At 67.6% G+C, this 21,404-nt stretch carries 17 protein-coding genes; 8 read left to right on the top strand and 9 right to left on the bottom strand.

What is annotated here, in order from left to right; genetic code table 11:
* Positions 1-14 precede the first annotated feature (14 nt).
* From FJY88_02610 to FJY88_02590, 5 genes are all read left to right on the top strand, one after another.
* On the top strand, positions 15-752 hold the full coding sequence (locus FJY88_02610) for a hypothetical protein (GenBank protein MBM3286231.1): 738 nt from the start codon (positions 15-17) through the stop codon (positions 750-752).
* A gap of 44 nt (positions 753-796) precedes the next feature.
* Positions 797-2,533 carry a tetratricopeptide repeat protein gene (locus FJY88_02605; GenBank protein MBM3286230.1) on the top strand — a complete coding sequence of 579 codons (1,737 nt, stop codon included), beginning with the start codon at positions 797-799 and terminating at the stop codon, positions 2,531-2,533.
* Between the two features lies 1 nt (position 2,534).
* Positions 2,535-3,692, top strand: coding sequence for a hypothetical protein (locus FJY88_02600; protein ID MBM3286229.1), 1,158 nt, complete (start codon positions 2,535-2,537; stop codon positions 3,690-3,692).
* Positions 3,693-3,780: 88 nt separating this feature from the next.
* Positions 3,781-5,460: a hypothetical protein gene (locus FJY88_02595; GenBank protein ID MBM3286228.1), complete on the top strand. Its 1,680-nt coding sequence runs from the start codon at positions 3,781-3,783 to the stop codon at positions 5,458-5,460.
* Between the two features lie 32 nt (positions 5,461-5,492).
* Positions 5,493-5,900, top strand: coding sequence for a hypothetical protein (locus FJY88_02590; GenBank protein MBM3286227.1), 408 nt, complete (start codon positions 5,493-5,495; stop codon positions 5,898-5,900).
* Positions 5,901-5,946: 46 nt separating this feature from the next.
* Here FJY88_02590 and FJY88_02585 read toward each other — a convergent pair whose 3' ends face one another.
* The 9 genes from FJY88_02585 to FJY88_02545 form a co-directional block, all read right to left on the bottom strand.
* Positions 5,947-7,050, bottom strand: a complete 1,104-nt coding sequence (locus FJY88_02585; protein MBM3286226.1) for a type VI secretion system baseplate subunit TssG — start codon at positions 7,048-7,050, stop codon at positions 5,947-5,949.
* Positions 7,047-9,107: a hypothetical protein gene (locus tag FJY88_02580; protein ID MBM3286225.1), complete on the bottom strand. Its 2,061-nt coding sequence runs from the start codon at positions 9,105-9,107 to the stop codon at positions 7,047-7,049. Before FJY88_02580 ends, FJY88_02585 begins: the two co-directional genes overlap by 4 nt.
* Positions 8,755-9,606 carry a PDZ domain-containing protein gene (locus tag FJY88_02575; protein MBM3286224.1) on the bottom strand — a complete coding sequence of 284 codons (852 nt, stop codon included), beginning with the start codon at positions 9,604-9,606 and terminating at the stop codon, positions 8,755-8,757. The genes FJY88_02580 and FJY88_02575 overlap by 353 nt, the downstream gene beginning before the upstream one ends.
* A complete protein-coding gene (locus FJY88_02570; protein ID MBM3286223.1) occupies positions 9,606-10,565 on the bottom strand; it encodes a DUF853 family protein in 960 nt (319 codons plus the stop codon). Before FJY88_02570 ends, FJY88_02575 begins: the two co-directional genes overlap by 1 nt.
* Before the next feature lie 49 nt (positions 10,566-10,614).
* On the bottom strand, positions 10,615-12,630 hold the full coding sequence (locus FJY88_02565; GenBank protein ID MBM3286222.1) for a hypothetical protein: 2,016 nt from the start codon (positions 12,628-12,630) through the stop codon (positions 10,615-10,617).
* A gap of 17 nt (positions 12,631-12,647) precedes the next feature.
* On the bottom strand, positions 12,648-13,076 hold the full coding sequence (locus FJY88_02560) for a hypothetical protein (GenBank protein MBM3286221.1): 429 nt from the start codon (positions 13,074-13,076) through the stop codon (positions 12,648-12,650).
* Between the two features lie 12 nt (positions 13,077-13,088).
* Complete coding sequence (locus FJY88_02555) at positions 13,089-13,484, bottom strand: hypothetical protein (GenBank protein ID MBM3286220.1); 396 nt, start codon at positions 13,482-13,484, stop codon at positions 13,089-13,091.
* A 33-nt stretch (positions 13,485-13,517) separates the two neighbouring features.
* Positions 13,518-14,846: a hypothetical protein gene (locus FJY88_02550; GenBank protein MBM3286219.1), complete on the bottom strand. Its 1,329-nt coding sequence runs from the start codon at positions 14,844-14,846 to the stop codon at positions 13,518-13,520.
* A 119-nt stretch (positions 14,847-14,965) separates the two neighbouring features.
* On the bottom strand, positions 14,966-15,679 hold the full coding sequence (locus tag FJY88_02545) for a hypothetical protein (GenBank protein ID MBM3286218.1): 714 nt from the start codon (positions 15,677-15,679) through the stop codon (positions 14,966-14,968).
* Here FJY88_02545 and FJY88_02540 point away from each other — a divergent pair.
* The 3 genes from FJY88_02540 to FJY88_02530 are packed head-to-tail and all read left to right on the top strand — an operon-like array spanning position 15,678 to position 21,401.
* The gene (locus FJY88_02540; GenBank protein ID MBM3286217.1) at positions 15,678-18,068 is read left to right on the top strand and encodes an ATP-dependent Clp protease ATP-binding subunit; all 2,391 of its coding nucleotides are present in this window, start codon (positions 15,678-15,680) and stop codon (positions 18,066-18,068) included. The genes FJY88_02545 and FJY88_02540 overlap by 2 nt on opposite strands.
* 11 nt (positions 18,069-18,079) lie before the next feature.
* Entirely contained in the window at positions 18,080-19,960 is a 1,881-nt protein-coding gene (locus FJY88_02535) for a hypothetical protein (GenBank protein MBM3286216.1), read from the top strand.
* The gene (locus FJY88_02530; protein MBM3286215.1) at positions 19,953-21,401 is read left to right on the top strand and encodes a hypothetical protein; all 1,449 of its coding nucleotides are present in this window, start codon (positions 19,953-19,955) and stop codon (positions 21,399-21,401) included. Before FJY88_02535 ends, FJY88_02530 begins: the two co-directional genes overlap by 8 nt.
* Positions 21,402-21,404: the final 3 nt, after the last annotated feature.

The following is a 21,404-nucleotide window of genomic DNA, read 5'->3' as shown; positions in this document are numbered from 1 at the left end:
GTCTGGCGGGAGTGTTGCTCCTCACGGGCCTGCTTCATTCCTTCTTCTGGATCGACGCGAATCATCGGCCGGCGCCGTCTCACGAGCGGATGTCGCGGGTCGCCCGCAACCAGGCTCTCTTCGGCAAACGCTCGCTGGCCGAGACCTGGCGCTACATCGGCTCGACCGAGATGGCGGCGGGCCGAGAGGGGGAAGCGGCGGCGAGCTACCTGCGCGCGATCCGCAGCGATCCCGACGAGAGGATGAACTACCGCTTCCTTGCGTCGATCCGCGTCGCGCGGAGCGTCCGCGAGGGCGGTTCGGTGGAGGCGGGCCTCGCCGCCTACCACGGCGAGCTGTCGGAGGGAGTGTCGCGGCCGGCCTATGCCCACCTCGGAGGGGTCATCGCCGCTCTGGCGGCCCGCAGGCTCGACCTCGCGATGGCTGAGGGAGATGAGATGATCGCGGCGGCGGCGGAGCATGCGGAGCTGGTGGCGACATGGGGCGACCTGCGGAGAATGGCCGGACAGACCGATGAGGCCGAGGAGGCCTACCGGCGGGCTCTTGGCCGCGACCCCGCGCTCCCCCGAGCGTTGATCGGCATGGCATGCCTCGCCGGTATGCGCGGCGACCGCGCGATGGCCGAGGATCTGGCGCGGGAGGCCGGACGCCGCACTCCCTGGTCCCCTCAGGCGCAGCAGTTCGCGCGGCAGCTCGCCGCCGGAAGGTTCGCCAGGCCTGATCAGTTCGGAGGCTACTTCTACTTTCAGTGAGCGCCTGGGCGCTGGAGCGTGAGCTTCAAGGACCGGTCCGCGGTATGAGAGATTGCCCGGGGCGGCCGGGTCGCCTAGTCTGGGCCCGTTCGGGACCCCGTCGCGATCGGGAGAGAGGGCTCGGGTCCCTCCTCAAAACCGCGGCCGAGAAAGAGACCACGACGATGATGTCGAAGAGGCTGGCGGCGATCCTCCCGGGGCTCTTCCTTGCGGCTTGGGCGGGTTGCGCTTCCACGCTGCCCAGCTCGACCTCATGTCTCAGGGAAGGAAACCCGGGGCGCGCGCTGGCGCTCGCCCAGTCAAGGGTCGCCGCGAACGATGAGGACGCGCGCGGATGGCGTGACCTCGGCATCGCCCGGTACCAGCTCGGGAGGCACGAGGAAGCGCTCCAGGCCCTCGATCGAGCCCTCGATCTCAGTCCTGACGACAGACAGACCCTCCTCTTCCGAGCGAGAAGCCTCGACGCTCTGCAGCGGATCCCCGACGCGCTGGCGGCGTACGGTCGTTGCGCGGCGAGGGAGCGAGGCAAAGAGGAAGAGGCTGTTCGCGCGCGCATCGAGCAGCTCAGGAGGCAGGCGATCCGCGCCGAGATGGCAAGGGTCGTCGCCCGAGAAGAGAGCCTCCGCGCTGTCTCTGTTCCCGAGAACGCGGTGGCGGTGCCCGATTTCGCGAATCCCGCCGAGGCTGACACGCTGCGTCCCCTCGCCAAGGGACTGGCCGCCATGGTCGCCACCGATCTCTCGCGGCTCGAGCGGCTCCGCGTGCTCGAGCGCCAGAGGCTCTCGACGCTTCTCGAGGAGCTGCGCCGCTCGCGCGCGGGAACTCAAGCGGCCGGCCTCCTTGACGAGGGCGCCGTCGTTGACCCGATCGAGACCGTCTCGGGACAGCAGCAGAGACTCGCCATGCTGATCGATCCCTCGAGCGGGGAACCTTACTACGCCGGGTCTCCCGACGGCGCGCAGGGCCCGCGGTTCCTGAAGGCGGTGCGCGCATTCCAGGCCGCGCACGGCCTCGCTCCGGATGGAGTGGCGGGGCCGCGCACGAGGGCCGCGCTCGATCGGGCATGGGCGGAGCGGGGCGGGCAGCCTCTGCCGTCCGCCTCCGCGCCGGTCTCGGGCTTCGATCAGACGAGAGCGCCGAGGATGGGCCGTCTGCTCGGCGCGCGCCGCATCATCCAGGGCTCGCTCCTGCCCATGGGCGCCGACGGGATCCAGCTGCGCGCCGATCTGCTCGACATCCTCGATCCCGCGGGGGCAACCTCCTCGAGACCCGCCGAGGGGCCCTTCGCCAAGCTCCTCGACCTGCAAAAGAACCTCGTCCTAGGAATCGTCGACGCGATGGGAATCGAGCTCACCGACGAGGAGAGGGATCTCCTCGAGAGGCGCGAGACGAGAGACCTGCGAGCGTTCCTCGCCTACTGCAGGGGGATCGACTTCGAGGACCGCGGGATGCAGGACGAAGCCCTCTCGCAATATCGGGAGGCATTCACTCGGGATCGCGGTTTCACGCTCGCCCGGCGGTCCGCCGCGACCCTCTCCACGGGAGCTTCGGACCTGGAGGGGATCGAGGAGGCGGCCATCGAGGATCTCTCCGCGCCGGCGGAGGAAGGCGCGAGCAGGGCCGCGGCGACCGCGGTCAAGGTCGGCATCGCGCCGGAGCTCGAGGATCTTCTCGGGATCGACACCCGGATGCCCGATCCCCTTCGGTTTCCGGACGGGGGATCCGACGGACGGGGTCGAATCATCGTCGAGGGGGATCTCCCGGGCCGCGGAGGGCCGTGACGTGATGATCCGGCGAGGCGCCAGAGAGGACTGGCGGCGCGCGCGGGGACCGCGACGTGCCGCTCCCACAGCGGCCGGCGTCGTTCAGGCGCTGATCCTCCTCGCGATCGCTTCGAGCCGTCCATCGATTCTCCAGGCCGGCCCCGAGATCTCGCTCCGCGCCCCCGTCTCCTACAGGATCTGGACGCTCCCCGACACCTCCTCGACCGAAGTCTCGCAGCTTCTCGCCCCAGCCATTCTCTCGATCGGCGTGAGCGACCTGCTCGGACTGGTCTTCCAGGGAGGCTACCAACTCGGGGCCCTGAGCGAAGGCCGCGAGGTCGATCTCCAGGGACCGACCGATGTCAAGGCGGCGATCGTCCTGCGTCCCATGAGCGGCAGGATGCTGATCCAAGCAGGCGTCAACATCCCCACCGGCCCCGGCGGGTTCGACGAGGAGGAGCGCTTGGTCGCGAGCGCTCTCGCTCCCCCCTACCTCGGCTACCGGCTGCGCCAGCCAGGCCGCGGGCTTGACGCTGGGCTCGCCCTCTCGCTTGCGATCCCCATCGCCGAGGGATGGACGCTCGGACTCGGGAGCGGCTATCTCTATCGCGGTCGCCACACGCCGCTTGACGATGGGGAAGAGATCACGCCTGGCGCCGAGACGAGCGTCTCGACCGGGCTGGATGCCGAGGTCGGCTCTTCCATGATCCGCGTCGACGTGACGCGGCGCATCTACGCCAGGGACGAGGGGGGGCGCTTCGAGTATGAGGAGCCATCGGCCTGGGAGGGATCGCTAAAGGCCCTCGCTCGCGGCAGACGCTGGGACGGCGAGGCGACGGCGCTCGTGAACGTCAAGGAGGACAGCGAGGTGAGCCCCTCAGCGTACGCGGGGATCTACGCCGGAGGAAATCTCTCGCTGGGCCGGAGGTTCGCCGCCGGTCTCTTCCTTGGGATCGTCGGTGAGATGGTCCGCTTTCGCGCGGAGAACCCGGATGGAGACGGCCATCGGTTCGTCTCGACGACCGGCGGCGCGGGGCCTCAGATCAGAGTCGGATCGGGGCGCGTGCGTATCGAGGGCTCCGCCCTTCGCATGATCGGCGATCTGGACGGGGAGTCGATCGAGGGATGGGACGCGCACCTGGCCCTTCTGCTGAGGTCGGGAAACAGGGACGAGTGATGCCGCGCCCCTCTCGACAGGCGACCCGGTTCGGCCCACGGAAAGACGCTCATGCCGGGCGAGGCTGTGGGCGGAGCGTCCGGCGGCGATGATCCCCGATCAGGGCGAACCCCGCGCGATCCTGGGGGGAAAATACGAGATCCTCGGCGAGATCGGCCGGGGAGGAATGGGGATCGTCTACAAGGGGATCCAGAAGTCCCTAGGTCGCCTCGTAGCCATCAAGACGCTCCCGGCGCAGCTCGCAGCGAACCAGGAGTTCGTCAGCCGCTTCCGTCGCGAAGCCGAAGCCCTCGCGAGGCTCAAGCACGAGAACATCGTCACCGTCTACGATCTGGAGCAAGAGGACGAGAGCTACGTTCTGGTGATCGAGTTCGTCGAGGGGATGAGCCTCTCGCGGCTTCTATCCGAACGGGGCAGGCTGGAGCCGGGGCACGCCGCCGAGATCGCCAGGCAGATCGCCTCGGCGCTCGCGGCTGCGCACCGCCACGGGATCGTCCACAGGGACATCAAGCCCGACAACGTCCTGATCGAGTCCTCCGACGGGAAGGCGAAGGTCGCCGACTTCGGCATCGCGGCGATGGCGGGATCTGCTTTCCGGACGACAACGGGCGTCATGCTCGGCACCCCTCGCTACATGGCCCCAGAGCAGATCCGCGGCGAGCCCGTGACCGGCGCGGCCGACATCTACGCCCTCGGTCTGCTCCTCTACGAGATGATCGCCGGATCTCCGCCCTTCGATGGCGAGAATCCGATGACGATCGCCTACCAGCACCTTAACAACTCGCCCCCGCCTCTCGCCGCCCGCGCCCCGCACTGCCCGCCCGCCCTCATCGAGATCGTCGAGCGGGCCATGCAGAAGGAGGCCGGAAAGCGCTTCGCAAGCGCCGGGGAGATGGCCGAGGCCCTGTGCGCGGCGTGCGCGGGGCGGCGCGCCGCACCCGGTCTGCCGCCCGGCCGCAGGCTCCGCAGGACGCCGCGCTGGGCGTGGATCGCGGGAGCGAGCGCGACGGCCGCGGCGATCACGATCGGAGGGGTCCATCTGCTCTCTCCTGTGGGATCGGATCGGCCGGGATCGAGTCCGCGAGGGCAGGAGATCGAGCGGCCGGCGCAGCCGGGCGCGGGCGTCGTGCTCGAGGAGCGAGCAGGCGCGGCGGACCGGCGGGTCCCGTCGCCGGGCGGGGCGGGCCCCAGTCCGGGCGAGAGAACGGCCTCCTCCTCCGAAGTGGATCGCCCGCCCGGGGAGAGCCGCACGAGCGAGACGAGCCGCGCGCAGGCGATCGATCTCCCGACTCCGAGGCCCGCGGATCCTGGAGAATCCGTCGCCGGCGATGGGGGGCAGACCGACGGAGCCGAACAGGCGCTGGACGCCGAGAGTCGCTCCGCAGGCGGTCCAGCCGCCTCAGCGCCGCTCACGGCGGTCGACGAGATCGCCGTCCGCCGGCTGGTCGAGCGGTGGAGCGAGCGCGTGTCCCGCAAGAACCTCGCGGCCCTCCTGAACGATGTCGCTCCTCAGACCCACGAACAGGTGAGAAACCTCTACGCTCCTCTGTTCTCGAGATGCGAGCGGCTTCGGGCGAGCGCCGTCATCGTGCGGATTCAGGCCGGGGCCGCGGGCGATCAAACGAGTGCGGTGGCCGCCTTCGTGGAAGAGACCGGCTGTGAGCAGGCGGGAGCGCAGGAGATCGTGGAAAGCCGTCGCCTGGAGCTGGGACTGATCAAGTCTGGACCGGCCTGGATCGTGACCGAGATTCGCCGGAGCGCCCGCTGACCGGCTGGAATCAGGGAGGAACCTGGAAGCCCATGGCCAAGCTCGTGCGGACCCTCGTGCTGATCGCCGTTCTCTGCCTCATCGCCTTGGGCGCTCTCCTGTGGCGGGCGAATCGCCCGTTCACGAGCGAGGTTCCCGTCCTCTCCTCCTCGCGCTTGACCGCCGGGAACGCGCTCTTCCCCTCGCAGCTCGCGCTCTACCCCAGGCGCGTCGTGCACTACAAGCCGCGAATCGTCGGCCATGTGGAAGAGGCCATCGCGGTCGAGCAGATCGCTCTGGTCCGCGTCAAGGAGGGGGTCTTCTTCTCGGATCTGTTCATCGAGACCTCGGGGGGAGCGCACTCGATCATCTGCCGAGGTCTCGAGAAGAAGAAGGCCAACAGGATCCGGCTCCAGATCCACGAGGCGATCGAGGCATCGAGGACAGTCGACTCCCCCTAGGCGGGGCGTTGCCGCCGGGCGATCGGGCAGACGCGCCGCTTCCGCTTCACTCGACGATCCTGATCCTGCCTCCGGAGGACTCCTGCGGCCCCTTCCTCGGTCTCGTCGCCGGCCGCTCCGCGCCGCGCGCATCGCTCCTCGGCCCCAGAGCTCCGTCCTCGATCCGGCTGTTCCGCCCGAGGAGGCCGCCCGCCAGGCCGCCCAGGACAAGCGCCCTTTCCCCCTCGGGCGGAACGAACTGGATCTCCAGGTCCGCATCCGCCGGGATGAGCATCTCGACGACCGCGCGGATCCGGTCGCCGCGATCGGGATCGCTCAGGATCGCCTCGATCTCGCGCGTGGGGAGCGGACCGATCCTTGCGACGATCGCGGTCCCCGGCGGGATCATCTCCGCCCCGAGGCATGCGTCGACCCCGACGCGCGAGCGTCCCGTGCGCGCTCTGATCGCATCGGGCAGCGCAACGCGCCGCCGCGGCCCCTCATCGGATATCGAGACAGGGATGCCGATCAGCCGCTGCGCCAGCGCCTCGGCCTCGTCGCGGCGGCCGACGGCCTCCGCGAATCCGGGAAGGTGCTGCGACAGGAAGCGCGCCCGATGGGAAGGAAGGGGAATCCGCTCCAGCCCGAATCTCCCGAGGAGCCAGCGCGAGATCGCCGGGTCATCGACCGCCGCCGAGAGTCTCTGGGGAAGGAGCGTGAGATCGCGGCGGATCGCGCGGAGGGCGCGATCCACGATCCGCAGGAGCATCCGGCCGCCGTCGAGCCCTCTTTGATAGGCCTCCTCCGGATCAGGGGCCTCGCCCCCATCCGCCGCCCGCCCTCCCCTCCAGATCCTCTTGTGCGCGATCGCATCGAAGAGGGCATCGGGGATCAGCTCCGCGCGGAGCGGGCTCAGGAATCCCTCCGGGAGACGGTCGCCGACTCCTCGCTCGGCGACATAGACTCGTATCCTCTGCTCCGGTTCCACGTCGCCGCCGGGCGGGGGAAGCACATCGACGAGATGCCCCCGATAGGCGCGAAAGATGCCGACGGGAAGGATCTCGATAAGCTCGGGATCGGCCCCGAGCTCGATCAGGGATGCAAGAACGCCGGAGACGGGCGGCGCCTGCCCGCCCAGAAGGAAGTCCGGCATCTTGAAGCGACGGTTCACTCGGAAGACACCTCGACTCTCACAGCCATCCCGAGAGGAGCCCGCGCGTCCAAGTGGCGGGCGAGCCGGTCGCGGAAGACTTCTCGCTCCAAGTCCGAGAAGAAGGCGCCGGGGCGCGGCGCCACGGCGACATCTGCGCAGATCCGAGGCCCACGCTTCCCCAGCATCACTCCCCTGCCGACGCGGACGGCGGCGATGCGCGCGGGGTCGAACGAGTAGGCGAGATCCTCGAGATCGGCCCGCGAGACCGCGCGCCCCCGCGTGCGCAGGACGCAGCGGAAGGCGAGATCCGCGTCCGTCAGGCTTGGCGCAGGTCCCCCTCCGATCGTGGGGACCAGATTGGAGGCCGACACCACTCCCGGGAAGTCCTTCGGAGAGAGGATGACGCGGACGCTCCCCGGAGCGAGCCCGTTGGCCACCGATCCGAGGCAGAGGCTGTAGCGCGCCTCGATCCGCGCACCCGGCTCCGGCGGAGCGCTGGTCCTGACCTCGAGCGCCAGGCGCGCGTCCCGCGCATCGGCGGCGTGGGTCAGTCGGTAGGACCGGGGACCGGGCTCGCGGTCGGGCGAATCGAGCTCGTAGCGGTGGCCGGTCCGGAGATCGATCACATCGTCGATCGAGAGGAGATTCTCGTGCGTCACCCCCTCCGGAAAGGGGATGAGTTGCACTGGGCTGTTGTCCAGATCGAGCGCGCCGGAAGTGCGCGTCTCGCGGTTTGCGGCGAGAACCGATCGGGTCGATATCTTGAGCCCATCGAGCTGGGAGACCGCGGCCTGCGGCTCCATGTCGATCCGCACCCACGCGCGCCGGCCGCGCGCGGGCGCGAGCAGGCCCGCGAGCTGCGATCCGCCGGCGGCCGGCGCCGGCACCGCCTTCTCGAGGAGCAGGCCGGCATCGAGCGGCACGAAGCAGGGGGCGTAGGGGCTCGCGATCCCCTTCACGCTGCTGCGGAAAGAGAAGAGATCCGGCTCAGGAACCCGCCGATCGTCCCGAAGCGCGGGGATCAGGAAGCCGCCCAGGTCGTTCCCCAGGGCGATGAGCGGCAGACCCTCACCCGCGAGAGACCATCGGCCCCAGAGACAGGACCGCACCGCCGGCTCCGGACCATGGAGGAAGAGGACGCAAGGATCGCCGGCAGCGCCTCCGCCCGAATCGATGGCGATCAACAGGGCCGGGTTCGCCGGGGGCGGCGCCCGGAAGCTCTTCCCCGCGCCTCCGAGTCCCCTGGACGCCTTTCCCTCTCGAGCGGGCCAGCAGCGTCCCTCCCCCGCCGCGTCGATAAAGCAGAAGTGGGAGACTTCGAAGGGAGAGAGCTTCGTCTCCGCGATCGGGGTGAAGTGGACCTGGTGGTTGCGTCCCTCGCGATCGGCGACCGGGCGCTCGCAGAGAATCTCGAATCCCGCGGAAACCGCGAAGGAAGGATCTTTCGATTCGATCTCAAGGACTGTCGTCGCGGGGCTCGGGCCTCTGGGGAACTGGATCAAGCGCTCGACGAGCGCCCTGTAGGCGAGCCCCACGGTGTCGTCCAGATCCCGGTAGACCTCCGCGTACTCGCGGGCAAATGCCTTGAGAAGCATGACGACGACCGGATCCGCCTGCTTCGGATCGGGCGAGAGTCCCGGGATCGTCTCGCTTGCCTCTCGCAGGAGCCGCTCGAGGATCGCCTCGGGCGTGCGGGCCGGATCTTGCTCTCGATGTGGTCCCTCAGTTCCCGCCTTCATCCTCTCCCTCCGCCGCGCCCTCTTCGAATCCGGCCCTGGCGAACCGCGTCGAGCGCGCTCGGGCCGCGGAGAGGTCGTCCAGCTTGTATTCGAATCGGACCGGCTGCCCTGTCGCCGCGATCTTGCCCCGCACGGCGATTCCCACCTTCCTCTTGCCGCCTCGCCGGGCGGGATCGGCGATCTCGATCGAGTCGATTTCGACCTCGAGCAAACGCTTCTCGCTGGCCAGGATCGCCGACCGCAGCACGCTGTGCGGCACGGTGGCTTGGGCGAAGTCCAGCCCCGCCCCCTGGCATCCGAAGTCAGGATCGGCGGCGATCTCGCCCGACAAGACATCGCTCTGGAGCGGCGTGCTCAGGATCAACTCGACATAGCGGCCGATCGAGTCCTCGATCGGAACCCCGGGCACCCTCGCCCCCGCGACGGACGAGCCTGAAGCGCGGATCCCCCCGGAAGGCGTCTCCTTCCCTTGCTCCTCCGCGGGAGGGCGCAGACTTATCGTCACCACACGTTCCGGCCCGCCCGCCCTGCGGATCGTGAAGAGGACCTCTCCCGCGCGGATCCGCTCCAGCAAGCTGGTCAGATCTCCGAGGCTCGCGATCGGCTTCCCGTCCGCCGCGACGATCCGATCGCCCACCTCGAGGTGTTCGCCCTGCGCGCCACGACCTCTCACCACGCCCGTCACGACGACGCCCCGGCCTTCCGGCGCGTCGTCCCACCAGACGCCCAGCCGCTTTCCCCAGCTCGGCTGCTCCGGTCCCCTCGCGGGAGCGGCCTCGCCTCCCTGGACGTTAAACGGCAGCCGGATGGGGGGCAGCGTCCGCTCGGAGCTCATCAGGGGATCGTCCTGCGCCGGCGAGGCGGAGTTCCGAGCAACGCCCCCAGAAGTCCGCGAGCGACCTCGCGGGTGACGGTCCTCGTGAGGGGCGACCTGAGGACATCCTCCAGAGGCCCCTTCCCCTTCCTTTCGGCGCCTCTCTTCTCCCCGCCGGCCGCCGGCTCCCCGCCAGCGCCCGCGGGAGCCAGCCTCGCCTCGAGGATCTCGCGCGCGCTCTCGCGATCGAGCGCGCTGATCATCCCCCGTCCTTGACCGTCGACGACGAAGAGGTCGTCGAGATCGAACTCCGGCTCTCCGAAGAAGGCCAACGCCCCCTGGTGCTCCAGCTCGACCATCTTGCGCAGCAGGACCCCTGCGGTCGCCTTGGCGATCCCGCCGAAGTCCTTGAGCTCGCCCGCCCCGTCGCCGGTCAGATACTGGAGGACCGTTCGCAGATCGGCGAGGTCGAGGAGCGGGAGCTTCCGATCGTCGCAGTACTTGAAGACGAGCGTGAGCGCGCCCGTCTGCGTCTCGTTGAGGTCCAGCACCTTGGCGAGGAGCAAGGGGCCGAAGGAGGAGACGGTCGCGCGAAGATGGGCCCCCTTGGCTCCGGTCAGGCTCAGGAACTCGATGGGGAACTCGCTCGACCGCCAGGAGTAACCCGTCTCCTGCGCGCGCTTCTCGACCCGCTCGCCCGTCTTCCCTGCGACGCCCAGACCCGAGAGATCGCCCTTCATGTCCGCCAGGAAGACCGGGACGCCCGAGGCGGAGAGCTGCTCGGCGACCAGCTGAAGCGTTCGCGTCTTGCCCGTGCCGGTCGCCCCGGCGATCACGCCGTGGCGGTTCATCATCGAAATCGGGAGGCAAACGAGAGGCTCCGGGTAGGCAGCACCCCCGGATACGGGAGCGCCGAGCCGGATGCTCGGCGCAGTCGTCGAGAACGCCTTGCGCGCGGCCTCAATGAGTTTCTCGTCCATCCATCGTCCCCGCAGCTCCGGGCGGCTCGACGCGTCGGCCGCGCATGCCTCAGTTGATCTTCACGATCGGGCCCATGACATCGACGCCCGCCGGGCTTGCCTTCACCACGGAGGCGCCCGAGGTGAGCTTCGCCTCCGTCATCCCGCTGACGGTCACGTCGGCCGTCTGCGATCCCACGGAGACGCCCTGCATCGCGCTCGCCGAGGCGGTGCCTTGATTCGCTCCCACCTCCAGCTTCTTGGTTCCCTCGATCTTGACCGACTCGCCGCCCGTCACCTCGATCGCCTTGTTGCAGGTGATCTCGACCTTCTCCGACTGGGTCGACTTGTAGGTCTTGCTCTCGAGCGCGATTGCGTCGGCCGCTCCCTTGATCTCGGGATGCCCCTGCATCTCGATCCCCTTGATCGCCTCGATCGTGACCTTCTTCTGGGCGGTCATCGTGATGTTGCCGTCGGCGCTGATCGTGATGTCGCCCGTCGTCTTCACGTCGATCAGCTTGCCGGCGATCATGGTGATCGAGCTCTTGGCGTCGGGAGTGCTGATCTCGATCGTCTCGGATCCCGACTTGTCGCTGAAGCGGACGACGTGCCCCCCTTTCGTGAGGATCACCCGGCCCTCGTTCTTCGGGATGTCGGGGTTGATCTTGCCGAAGGCGTCCGACTTGAACTCCGTGTAGAGGCTGCCAAGGACGATCGGCCTCTCGGGATCGCCCCGCTCGAAGCCGATCAGGACCTCGTCGCCGATCTCCGGCACGAAGACGATCCCGTGACCCTTGCCGCCATAGGGCATGAGGATGCGGATCCAGGGCGTGATGACATCTCCATCCTTCGATTGGCCCTTCTGGGTCGCGCCATCGACCCAGTCGTTCAGTCGAACGCGGACCATCCCCGGCTTCTGCTGGTCGTACGCGTCGACCACGATTCCGGTCAGAAGCGTCCCGGCGCTGGGCCAGGGACGGACCCACGCCGGATAGGCCGCGCTCAAGGGAAGGAAGCCGATCCGGTTGCGATAGTGGCCCTGGGCGGCGTCCATCGTGTGATGGACCTCCGTCACGAGGTAGGTCCCGTTCTGATCGGGCGACACACCCTGGATATTGATGAGCGCCGGCGGGCGGATCGAGCAGTTCTCCGTTTCCCCGCTTCCCGAGACGCGCGTCGCGAGGTGGGAGAGATAGAGGTTCCCGACATAGCCGCGCATCTCGGCCAGGCTGCGCATCATCGGATCGGGGCAGCCATGCCCCGGATTGGGGTAGATCGAGCCGGCCGCATTCCGCGCCGCCTCGAGCCACGGATGGAGCTTGCCCGAGATCTGGACCTCATCGGTCCCGCGCACATAAGGTTCGTCGCGCTCCTCGTTGTAGGTGCGCAGCTTGTGCTTCCCCTGCGCCACGGAGGAGGTGAGCTGGAAGACCGAGAGGAGGTTCTCCTCCTGCGAGGATTCCAGCGTCAGATCGATGGTCGGACAGGCCTTGGAGGAATCGATCGCCTCGGTCCAGAAGAGGGAGGCGCCGTCGTAGAAGAAGAAGAGCTTTCTCCTCTCGGCCAGACGGGCCAGGAAGTCGAAGTCCGACTCGTTGTACTGGAAGACGATGGGGAGCTCCTCGTCCTCGCCCCCCTCGATCGTGATGTCGAGTCCGTAGTCCGCCTTGACGATGTCGTTGACCACGCTCTGGAGCCCGACGCTTTCCCAGATCCGCTTCCGGGGAAAGCGGTCCATCACCATCGTGGGGTCGGAGCCGGACAGAATGACCGTGTAGCCTCCGGCGGTGACCCTGCGGCTCGTCACATCCAGCAGCAGCCCGGTGAACGACAGCTGGCGGCGCGGCTTCTTCCTGTCCGGCGTGAAGACCTCGATCTTGACCGGCTTGCCGATCAGATCGATGAGGGCGTCGAGGGTCGGGCTGCCGTAGACGCCGATCTCGCTCTCATCGAGCGCCGCGCAGGCGATCGAGAAGCGATGCTGCTCGTTCAGGTACTGGTCGAGCTCGATCGCGTTGAAGCGTACGCCCAGATCCTCCGCCGACTTCCCGTCGACGGTGACCACGACCTCGGATTGCTGCGCCATGGCAGGCCGGTCGCGGCCTACGCCCAGGTATCCGCTTCGATCTCGACGTCGTTGATCTTGATCTTCTGGGCCGAGATCTCGATCGTCTCGGTCTGAGGAGTCTCCCGGCTCATCTGCACATCCGGCACGGACTCGCGGTAGTGCGTCACGAATCCTTCGAACCACTCCAGTTGCGAGATGAACTTCGATTCCTCATCGGGGGAATAGAACTTCACCTTCCCCCCCTTGAAGTTCCCGCGAAACGGTTTGGATGCCCAGTCCCAGAACAGAACGCTGTCGTCGGACATACGGGTTATCCGGATCCGCGCAAGCCGGGGCCGCGCATCGCTCGGTCCCATGTTGATCTGATTGGGCCGAACCTCTAAACCGTACTCGACGTCGGTGACATTCGGGATCGCGTTTCCGTCGATCTCGACGCTGAGCTGTCGGAAGTGCCGACTCGCCATCTCACGATCCTCCTACTTGTCCGGCCAGTTGAAGTTGACTTCGACGCCGCCGACCAGGATGACTTCCGGCTGGACGTGGGCGACTTCCACCACATGATCGCCGCGCTCATCGAAGTCGACGCGGTAGTCCCTGAGGTAGGCGCCCTTGAACTCCAGCTTCTTCATGGCCGTCCCCGTATCGCTGAAGAACTGGACCTCGCCGCCCTTGCGGTTCTCCTCCTTGGGGCTCTTGGCCCAATCGCACAGTATCGTCTTGTCGTCCATGATCCTCCGCACGACGATGCCGTCGAAGAACATCTTCCGCGTTGGACGGCCGTCGCGGTCGGCCTCGGCCCGCAGGCTGTACTCGACCGACAAGATGTTCGGGACCTCCGTCCCATCGATCTTGAGAATTGGTTCTTGTGCCATGGTTTCCTCTCCGTCTGGCTGAGACCGAACGCTCTAGGATGCCTCCGCGACCTGGGCATCCGCCTCCTTGACCTTCACGTTGAACTGTCGGACCGACTTCTGGAAGTCGATGCGGAGGATGACGTCCACCTCGTGCCTCCGCTCCTGCTCGGGCGTCGCGACGACCTGGATCTCGAATCCCCTCACCTCTCGATCGGGACCCTTGCACTGGGCGAGGAAGCTGTGGAGATCCCTCTTCACGGCCGACTTGAAAACGTCCGTGATGTTCTGGTAGGCCTGCTTGTTCAGGTAGTGGCACACGTTCTTTAGAATCCAGTCTTCCGTGCGGATCCTCGGGTAGCTGTCGAGCCCTTCCTTCGTGCAGAGGTTGGCGTCCCCCATGACGATCGGATAGCCGTCCCAATCGACCACCGGATTGACGCCGTAGTTGAACATCATCTTGCCGGCAGTGGGGCGATCCACGCGATAGCGGACCCCCTTGCCGCCCATGACCTTCCCTTTGCGGTATCCGGCCGCGGCCTCCTGGAGGCCGAGCGACTCGTCCACGCGGTAGACGACTCCCGAGAGAAGGGCCGACGGCGGAAGCCAGAGGTCCTCATCCTCGAACTTGTGGGCCTTGCGCCCCAGGACCCAGTTGCCTGTGAGAACCAGGTACTGCTTGTGGAGATCGGCCCCCTTGATCCCCTGCAGGTCCTTGACGTCCAGGTTGTCCTGCAACTGCTTGAAGCTCTCGAAATTGTCGATGTCGGTGTAGACCTGCACCTTGTTCTGGGATCCGAGGATTCCAAGACGGTCGAGGGCCTGGACGTTGCCCACCCATCCCGGGATGACCAGGTTGGCGAAGGTCTCCTTCAGGGTCCAGTCCCTGAAACGGGTCTGGATCGAGGCGGCGAGCCCCTCGTCGAAGACGGAGCGATCGTCCGGGTCGAGCAGCTGCTCCGCCGAGGCGTTGATGAAGCTGACCTCGATCTTGTCGCCCGCCTCGACCTGGGCGTTGCCGAAGAAGCCGTCGATCGCCCGGTAGGTCAACTCCATCGGCCTCAGCTTCTCGTAGACCGATTTCAGGTTGCCGTTCAGCACCGACTCGAGCTTCTCGAGCCTCTGCTGGGTCTTCTCGATGAGCGATTCGAGATCCTCGCTCGCGGCGAGCGCGTCCTCCCACACCCGCAAGCGCGCCACGAGGAGATTCCGCGTGTCGGCATAGAGCCTGTTTCGCGTCACATCCTCGAACTGCTTCTTCTTGGTGGGATCGAGCAGGTCGATGCCGGGCAGCTTGGTTCCTTCCACCGAAGCCGCGGGGACGATCTTGCCGAGCCACTCCATCGCTCCCGCCGCGTTTCCCGCGGCCTTTGGGGCGCCCAACCCGGCAAGTGTCGCCTCATAAGCTTCAGGTGCCGCAGGCGCGGGGGCCGCTTCCTTGGTTTCGGGTGGCTGCGGGCGGGCCGATTCTTCCGGTCGTTCCACTGTTCTGTCCTCCCTGGCTAGGACTTGCCGCCGCCCGACGCGTCGCGCGCCGCGCGGATGCCGCGAATCAGGACCTCGCGGCTGGGCGAATCGATCGTCTTGCGAAGGGTCGTGTTCTTACGAAGCTGCTGGAGCATGTCCTTTAGGAGGAGCAATTCCTGATGGAGGGCCTTGAGCGATGGAGACTGCGCGATCACCTCTTCGGGAGCGAAATCGGCCACCTGCTTGAAGGCGAGCGTCTCGTCCGCGCTGTTACCCTCCTCGTCGGTGACGGCGACTTCCATCTTGGGCTGGAAGGTCGAGAAGACCTCTTCGATCGTCCTACAGCTGATCGGCTGGGGATCCTCCCCGGCCCGTTCGTTCAGCGCGGCGACGAAGAGGGTCTTGTTGGTGTCGAGGATCTCGACCCCCATCGTCAGGTCCGTCTCCCGAACGTGCTCGGCGCCGATGAAACGGGGCTTCGGCACGACACACCTCCTCGTTAGATCTCGAAACGGGGTCGCGACGCTGCCGGGGCAAACCTTGACCTTGACCCCGTGATCGGTGCATTTTGGACTGGCCGCACCGTAACACCGTCTGCTACAGCGTGGCAAGAGCCCTTGATGCGCGGATCCAGTCCCGGCTTGATCGCGTGGCTGACGCCTCTTAGGATCCGATCGGCCGCGTCTGGTCCCGGATGCCGTTTTTTTTCGTTCGGACCGCTGGATAACCGGAAGTGGGGGGACCGCCATGGCAGATCTCGGAATGACCCTTTCCGCGAGCGAGGCGATTGACCGAGGGAGGGAGATCGCAAGAGAGCACTCCCACCCGCAGATCCTTCCCCTCCATCTCCTCTTCAGCCTCCTCGTCCCCGAGGAAGGGGCCGCCACCCGGATCCTCCTGGGCCTTGGCCGGGAGGTCGGGCCGTTCCGGGGGCTCGTCGAGGACGCATTGAGCGAGCTGCCCCGCTCCACATCGGCTGTCTTCGATCCCGCGCCGTCGCCGGCCTTCAAGTCGGTTCTCGAGCTGGCGGAGACCGAGAAGGAGATGCTGGAGGACCGCCAGGTGGACGAGGTCCACCTCCTGATCGCCCTGATGTCCCCCGACGGCGGGCTGCCCGAGCCCCTGCGCAAGGCCCTGCAGCTCCGTCGCGCAAAGGTCCTCGAGGTTCTCAGGAAGACGAAGCAGGCGGAAGCGGTGGCGGGGGGCGGCGGCGCGACAGGGGTCGCGGCGGGGCAGGCGATCGGTTTCTGCGCCGACCTGACGGCGAAGGCGCGCGCCGGCATCCTCGATCCGGTCATCGGGCGGGAGCGCGAGATCCAGCAGACGATCGAGGTCCTCGCGCGAAGAAGGAAGAACAACGCCGTCCTGGTCGGGGAGCCCGGGGTGGGCAAGACGGCCGTGGCCGAAGGGCTCGCGCAGGCGATCGTCGCGGGGACCGTGCCCGCCTTCCTGAGAAGCGCGCGCATCCTCGAGCTCGACCTTCCCGCGATGGTCGCGGGGGCGAAGTACAAGGGGGAGTTCGAGGAGCGCTTCAAGAAGCTGCTGACCGAGATGGAGGCGGCCGGATCCGAGGCGGTCCTCTTCGTGGACGAGATCCACACCTTGCTCGGCGCCGGGGGCGGCGGGGGCGGAATCGATGCGGCGAACATCCTGAAGCCGGCGCTCGCGCGCGGGGAGCTGCGGGTGATCGGCGCGACGACCACGGGCGAGTACCGGAAGCACTTCGAGGCGGATGCCGCCTTCGCGCGCCGCTTCGTGCCGATCCAGATCGAGGAGCCGGACAAGGCGACGTCGATGCGGATCCTGGAGGGGCTGCGTGAGAGATACGAGAAGCACCATGGCGTCGCCTTCACGACGGAGGCGTTCGACTCCTCCATCAACCTCTCCAAGCGCTACATCACCGATCGTTACCTCCCCGACAAGGCGGTCGATCTCCTCGACGAGGCGGCATCGGACGTGAGGATCCTCGTCGACAGCCTCACGGAGGCGCGCGAGCTGATCGAGAAGCGCGACGATCCCGCCGTCAAGGCAAGGCTCGATCTGTTGCGAAACGGCCTCGAGGAAAGGGGATTGATCCCCAGGAGGGCGGAGGGGGGAACCGAGGGGGGCCCCAAGGCCTGGCTCGCCTCGGCCGGGACGATCGCGAAGACGGTCGACGCGGGCGTCATCGCCCGCCGCGTCAGCATCCGCACGGGAATCCCCGTCCATCGAATGCTCGGGGACGAGCGGGAGAAGCTGCTCAAGATCGAGGAGACCCTGAACAGCCGCGTCGTCGGCCAGGAAGAGGCGGTGCGCGCCGTCGCCGACGCCGTTCGCAGGGGACGCGCGGGGCTGAAGCGAAGCAACCTCCCGATCGGCGCTTTCATGCTCCTGGGCCCGACGGGGACGGGAAAGACGTTCCTCGCCAAGAGTCTCGCCCTCTTCCTCTTCAACGACGAGAAGGCGATGGTCCGCATCGACATGAGCGAGTACAAGGGAGAGCACACCGTCTCGCGCCTGATCGGGCCGCCGCCCGGGTATGTCGGCTACGAGGCGGGAGGCGCCCTGACGAACTCGGTTCTGAGGCGGCCGTACTCCGTCGTCCTCTTCGATGAGGTCGAGAAGGCCCATCCCCAAGTGCTCGACCCGCTCCTGCAGGTCCTCGACGACGGAAGGCTGACGGACGGCCAGAGCCGCACCGTCGACTTCAGCAACACCGTCGTCATGCTCACGACCAACCTGGCCGGAAGCTGGATCTCCGAGCAGGACTCACAAGGCCTGCCTGTGGACCAGAAGGTCCTCCGCGACATGCTGATTCGCATGGGGTTGCGGCCGGAGCTGATCAACAGGTTCGAGAGCCTCCTGGTCTTCCATCAGTTCACCAAGGAGCAAGTCGCCCGGATCGTGGACCTCCAATTGCGCGATGTGGAGGCGATTCTGGCCGAACAGAAGATGAGCCTGTCGGTCACGCCGGCGGCTCGCGAGGTCCTGGCGAACGAGGGGTTCGATCCGGAAATGGGGGCGCGGCCGGTGCGGAGAGTGATCGACCAGAAAATCATGAACCCTCTGGCATCGCTCATCGTCGGCGAGAGCAGCGTGGAGGGCCGGAGCGTCCGGGTGGACGCCCCCTCGGGCGCGATCCAGGTGCGGATCGAGTAGCGGACCGGCGCATGGAAGGAACGACCAGACACGAGCCTCGTTTCCCGCTCGGGAAGAAGCCTTTCGGCGAGTATGTCGCCGACCGCTACCTGCGCTGGTCGGGATTCTACGAGCAATACGACGGGCACACCGAGAGCGGCATCCCGATCGGGATCAAGATCGTCTCCGCCGAGTGGGCGCCGCAGACCGATCGTCTCGCGGCGGCGTCCCGGCCCTTTTCGCGCGGGCTCGTCTCCGTCTTCGACTTCAAGCGGCTCCCCGCGGGCGATGTCGTCGTGATCACGGAGGTCGTGTCACCGACCCTCCGGGAGAAGCTCGATGCGGGCAGTCTGCCCCAGATCGCCGCGGCCGGGTATCTCCGTGATCTGGCGGAGGCATGTTTCGCGATCGACAACCAGGGAGGGGTTCTGCCCCTGCTCTCTCCCGAATCGATCGCGATCCGCGAGGACGGGGCCAAGATCGACGACCACTATCTCCACGCGCTCTTTCCTAACGGGAAGGTCCCGATCGTGCTGGAGTACGCTCCCTACCTCGCCCCGCAAATGGAGCAGGACCCGCCGACTCGATCCGACATCCTCTTCATGCTCGGGATCCTCTACTACGAGATGCTCTGCGGATCTCCCCCGTTCCGTGGAAGCTCGCTGTCCGTGATCGCCTCGACCCGCACGAAGGATGTCGAGGTGGAGAGGATCCCGCCAGCGGCCCGGCCCCTGGTGCGGCGCCTGCTGGCGCGGGATCAGCGCAACCGGATGTCGAGCCTGACCGATCTGCTGAGGTCGCTGGACGCGACCCTCGGCCGCGTAACGGCCGACGGAGGGCCGGCCCCCGACCTGATGGAGGAGATCCTCGCGACCCCGGCTGCGGAGGCGGCGGCCCTGGAGGAGATGGCCGGACCGCGGCTGCTCCCCCTCGGCAAGAACGCGCAGGGACTGCGGGAGTTCAAGCGAAGCGCCGACGGGGGCGTGATGGTCCTGATCCCGGCCGGTTCATTCGCGATGGGAACGCCGGAAGGCCGCCCGGAGGAAGGGCCGCCGGTCACGGTCGAGGTCGAGCCCTTCCTGATCGACAAGTACCCGGTCACGTGGGAGATGTTCGCGGGCTTCCACCAGGGGCACGATCGAAGCTGCGACTTCTGCTCACAGAAGACCTCCCTTCTCCCCAGCCGTTTCATGACGACTCCCCAGGCCGCGCGGGGAGTGCACGATCAGACGGAGTTCGAGAGGCGGCTGGCGTCGGTCAACGATGCGATTTCGCGCTCGAAGGGCGAGGCGATCCCGGTGTCGTTCCTGACGGCGGCCGAGATGGACGCCTACGCCGCGGCGCAGGGATGCGAGCTGCCGAGCGAGGCTGAGTGGGAGTATGCCTGTCGCGGCGCCGCGCTGACGCGCTACCCCTGGGGGGACGAACCCGACCCCAAGAGGGCCTGGTATCTGGACGGCTCGGGGGGCCTCCCCCACCCGGTCGGCCTCCTTTCGCCGAACGGCTACGGCCTCTACGATATGGCCGGCAACGTGAGCGAGACCTGCCGCGACCTGTTCGTGAAGGAGATCTACGAGATGATCAGCGCGGGGGCGGCGTCGGCGGAAGAGCTTACGGAAGGGGTGACGCGCCCCTCCCCGAGACGCAGTATGAGGGGCGGTTCCTACGCGTCATCGGCGGCGGGAGTCAGCGTGACGTTCCGCGCGGGCCTCGCCGGGGACATTCGCTCGGAGACCCGAGGCATGAGGCTCTCCATCCGAAAGAGCCGCGCCCCGGATTGGATGCTCTCCGCCTTCGCGGAGGGAGGGAGCGAAACCCCGGAGGCTGGAGCGGGCGTCCCGCCAGCGATGAGCCCGGGCAGCGCGGCCGCGGAAGCGCCCGAGAAGGCGGCCGGAGAGGAGACCCATGGATAGGCCCACCCTGGCGAGGGTCCACTGGCAGGACGGGATGCTGCTCCGCAGCGCGCACCTCGATCTTGTCGAGGGAAGAGCCGACGAGCTGCTCGATCTGACCCGCCGCTACCTCGGACACTCTCCGGGGATCTGTCCCGGTGGAGAGCCTTCGATCTCGTGCGAGATCTCGGGATCGAGCCTCACGGTGACGCTGGAGTCCTGCGTCGCACTCACCCCCGATGGGCGTCTCCTCATCGTCGACGCGACCCGGAAAGAAGCGGGCAAGGCGATCAGCGCCGCGATCTCTCTGGATCCAGCGGTGGAGGCTCGGATCCCCGTGGCGATCGAGGCGATCGAGGGAAGCGATCCGGTCGGGACGCCCGACCCCGACGAGGATCCGCCGCGGCTCCCGTACCGCTTGCCCCGCGTCGCCCTCCTGCTCGGGACGGACCCGGGGATCGGGCGGCCCTCGTCTATCAGGATCGCCGAGATCATGGTCGCCGATCGCGCCGCGCGTGTCTCGGATGACTACATCCCGCCCTGCGCGCAGATCGGATCGGCGAGGGCCTTCGCCGCCGCCGTGGAGGCCTTCCGAGCCCGGGCGCGGGCCTGCGGGGCGCGCGCGGTCGCGGGGGCGGCGGCCATGAAGGCGCGGCTCGATGGAGAGGGGATCCCCGGCGATCCCTTCTTCGCGATCCTGCAGCAGCTCGCCATAGGCATGGGGAGCGCGAGGGAGAATCTCCCGACTCCGCCCTACCCGGACCCCCCGCTGGCGGCGCTGCGCCCCGTGCGCGCAGTCCTGCGTTCCGCGCTCGAGCTGTTCCAGATCTACCCGGGAGCGCGCAACCGGGTCATCAACGACCTCATCCTTCGCGAGAAGCTCCCGTCAGGGGATCCGGTCTTCTTCGATTCGCTCCGCGACTTCCTCGATGGCCCGATCGCCCTGGACGATCTGCGCTCGGCCATCGGGACGCACATGCGGTTCCTGGACGATCTGGACGGCGTCGTGCGGTTCCTCGCCGACCAGGCGAAGATCCCCGAGCTCGATACGCTGGAGGAGTTCTACGAGTACCGGGGCGTACGGTACTGGCCGATCGAATACAAACATCGCAGGCTGCGCAAGGACGAGAGCCGGCAGTACCTGGAAGTCGGCGGCATCAAGGCGCGCGGCGACGTGAAGAGGATCCTCGTCATCATGCGCTGCGCCCAGGGGACGCCGGAGGAGCGCGAGCGCTTCGTCATCCGCTTCGGCGTGAACGATCGAAAGACATGGATCTTCGCCGAGCAGGTCCAGGTCGACGCGCGCACGGAGAAGAACCGTATCGTCTGCCTCTATCCGGCGGAGCCCGACAGAGAGGTCCCGGAACCGCGCCTGCGCGAGCTGACGCTGATCTCGGGCGCCGTCGACTTCACGCCCGTGGAGAACGCGCCGCCGACCGATCTGCGGATCTACGGCGTCTGATGG

This window comes from Candidatus Eisenbacteria bacterium (assembly GCA_016867495.1).
Classification (GTDB): domain Bacteria; phylum Eisenbacteria; class RBG-16-71-46; order CAIMUX01; family VGJL01; genus VGJL01.
The sequence above is the reverse complement of the archived record's forward strand: the minus strand, read 5'-3'. Positions and strand labels throughout refer to the sequence as shown.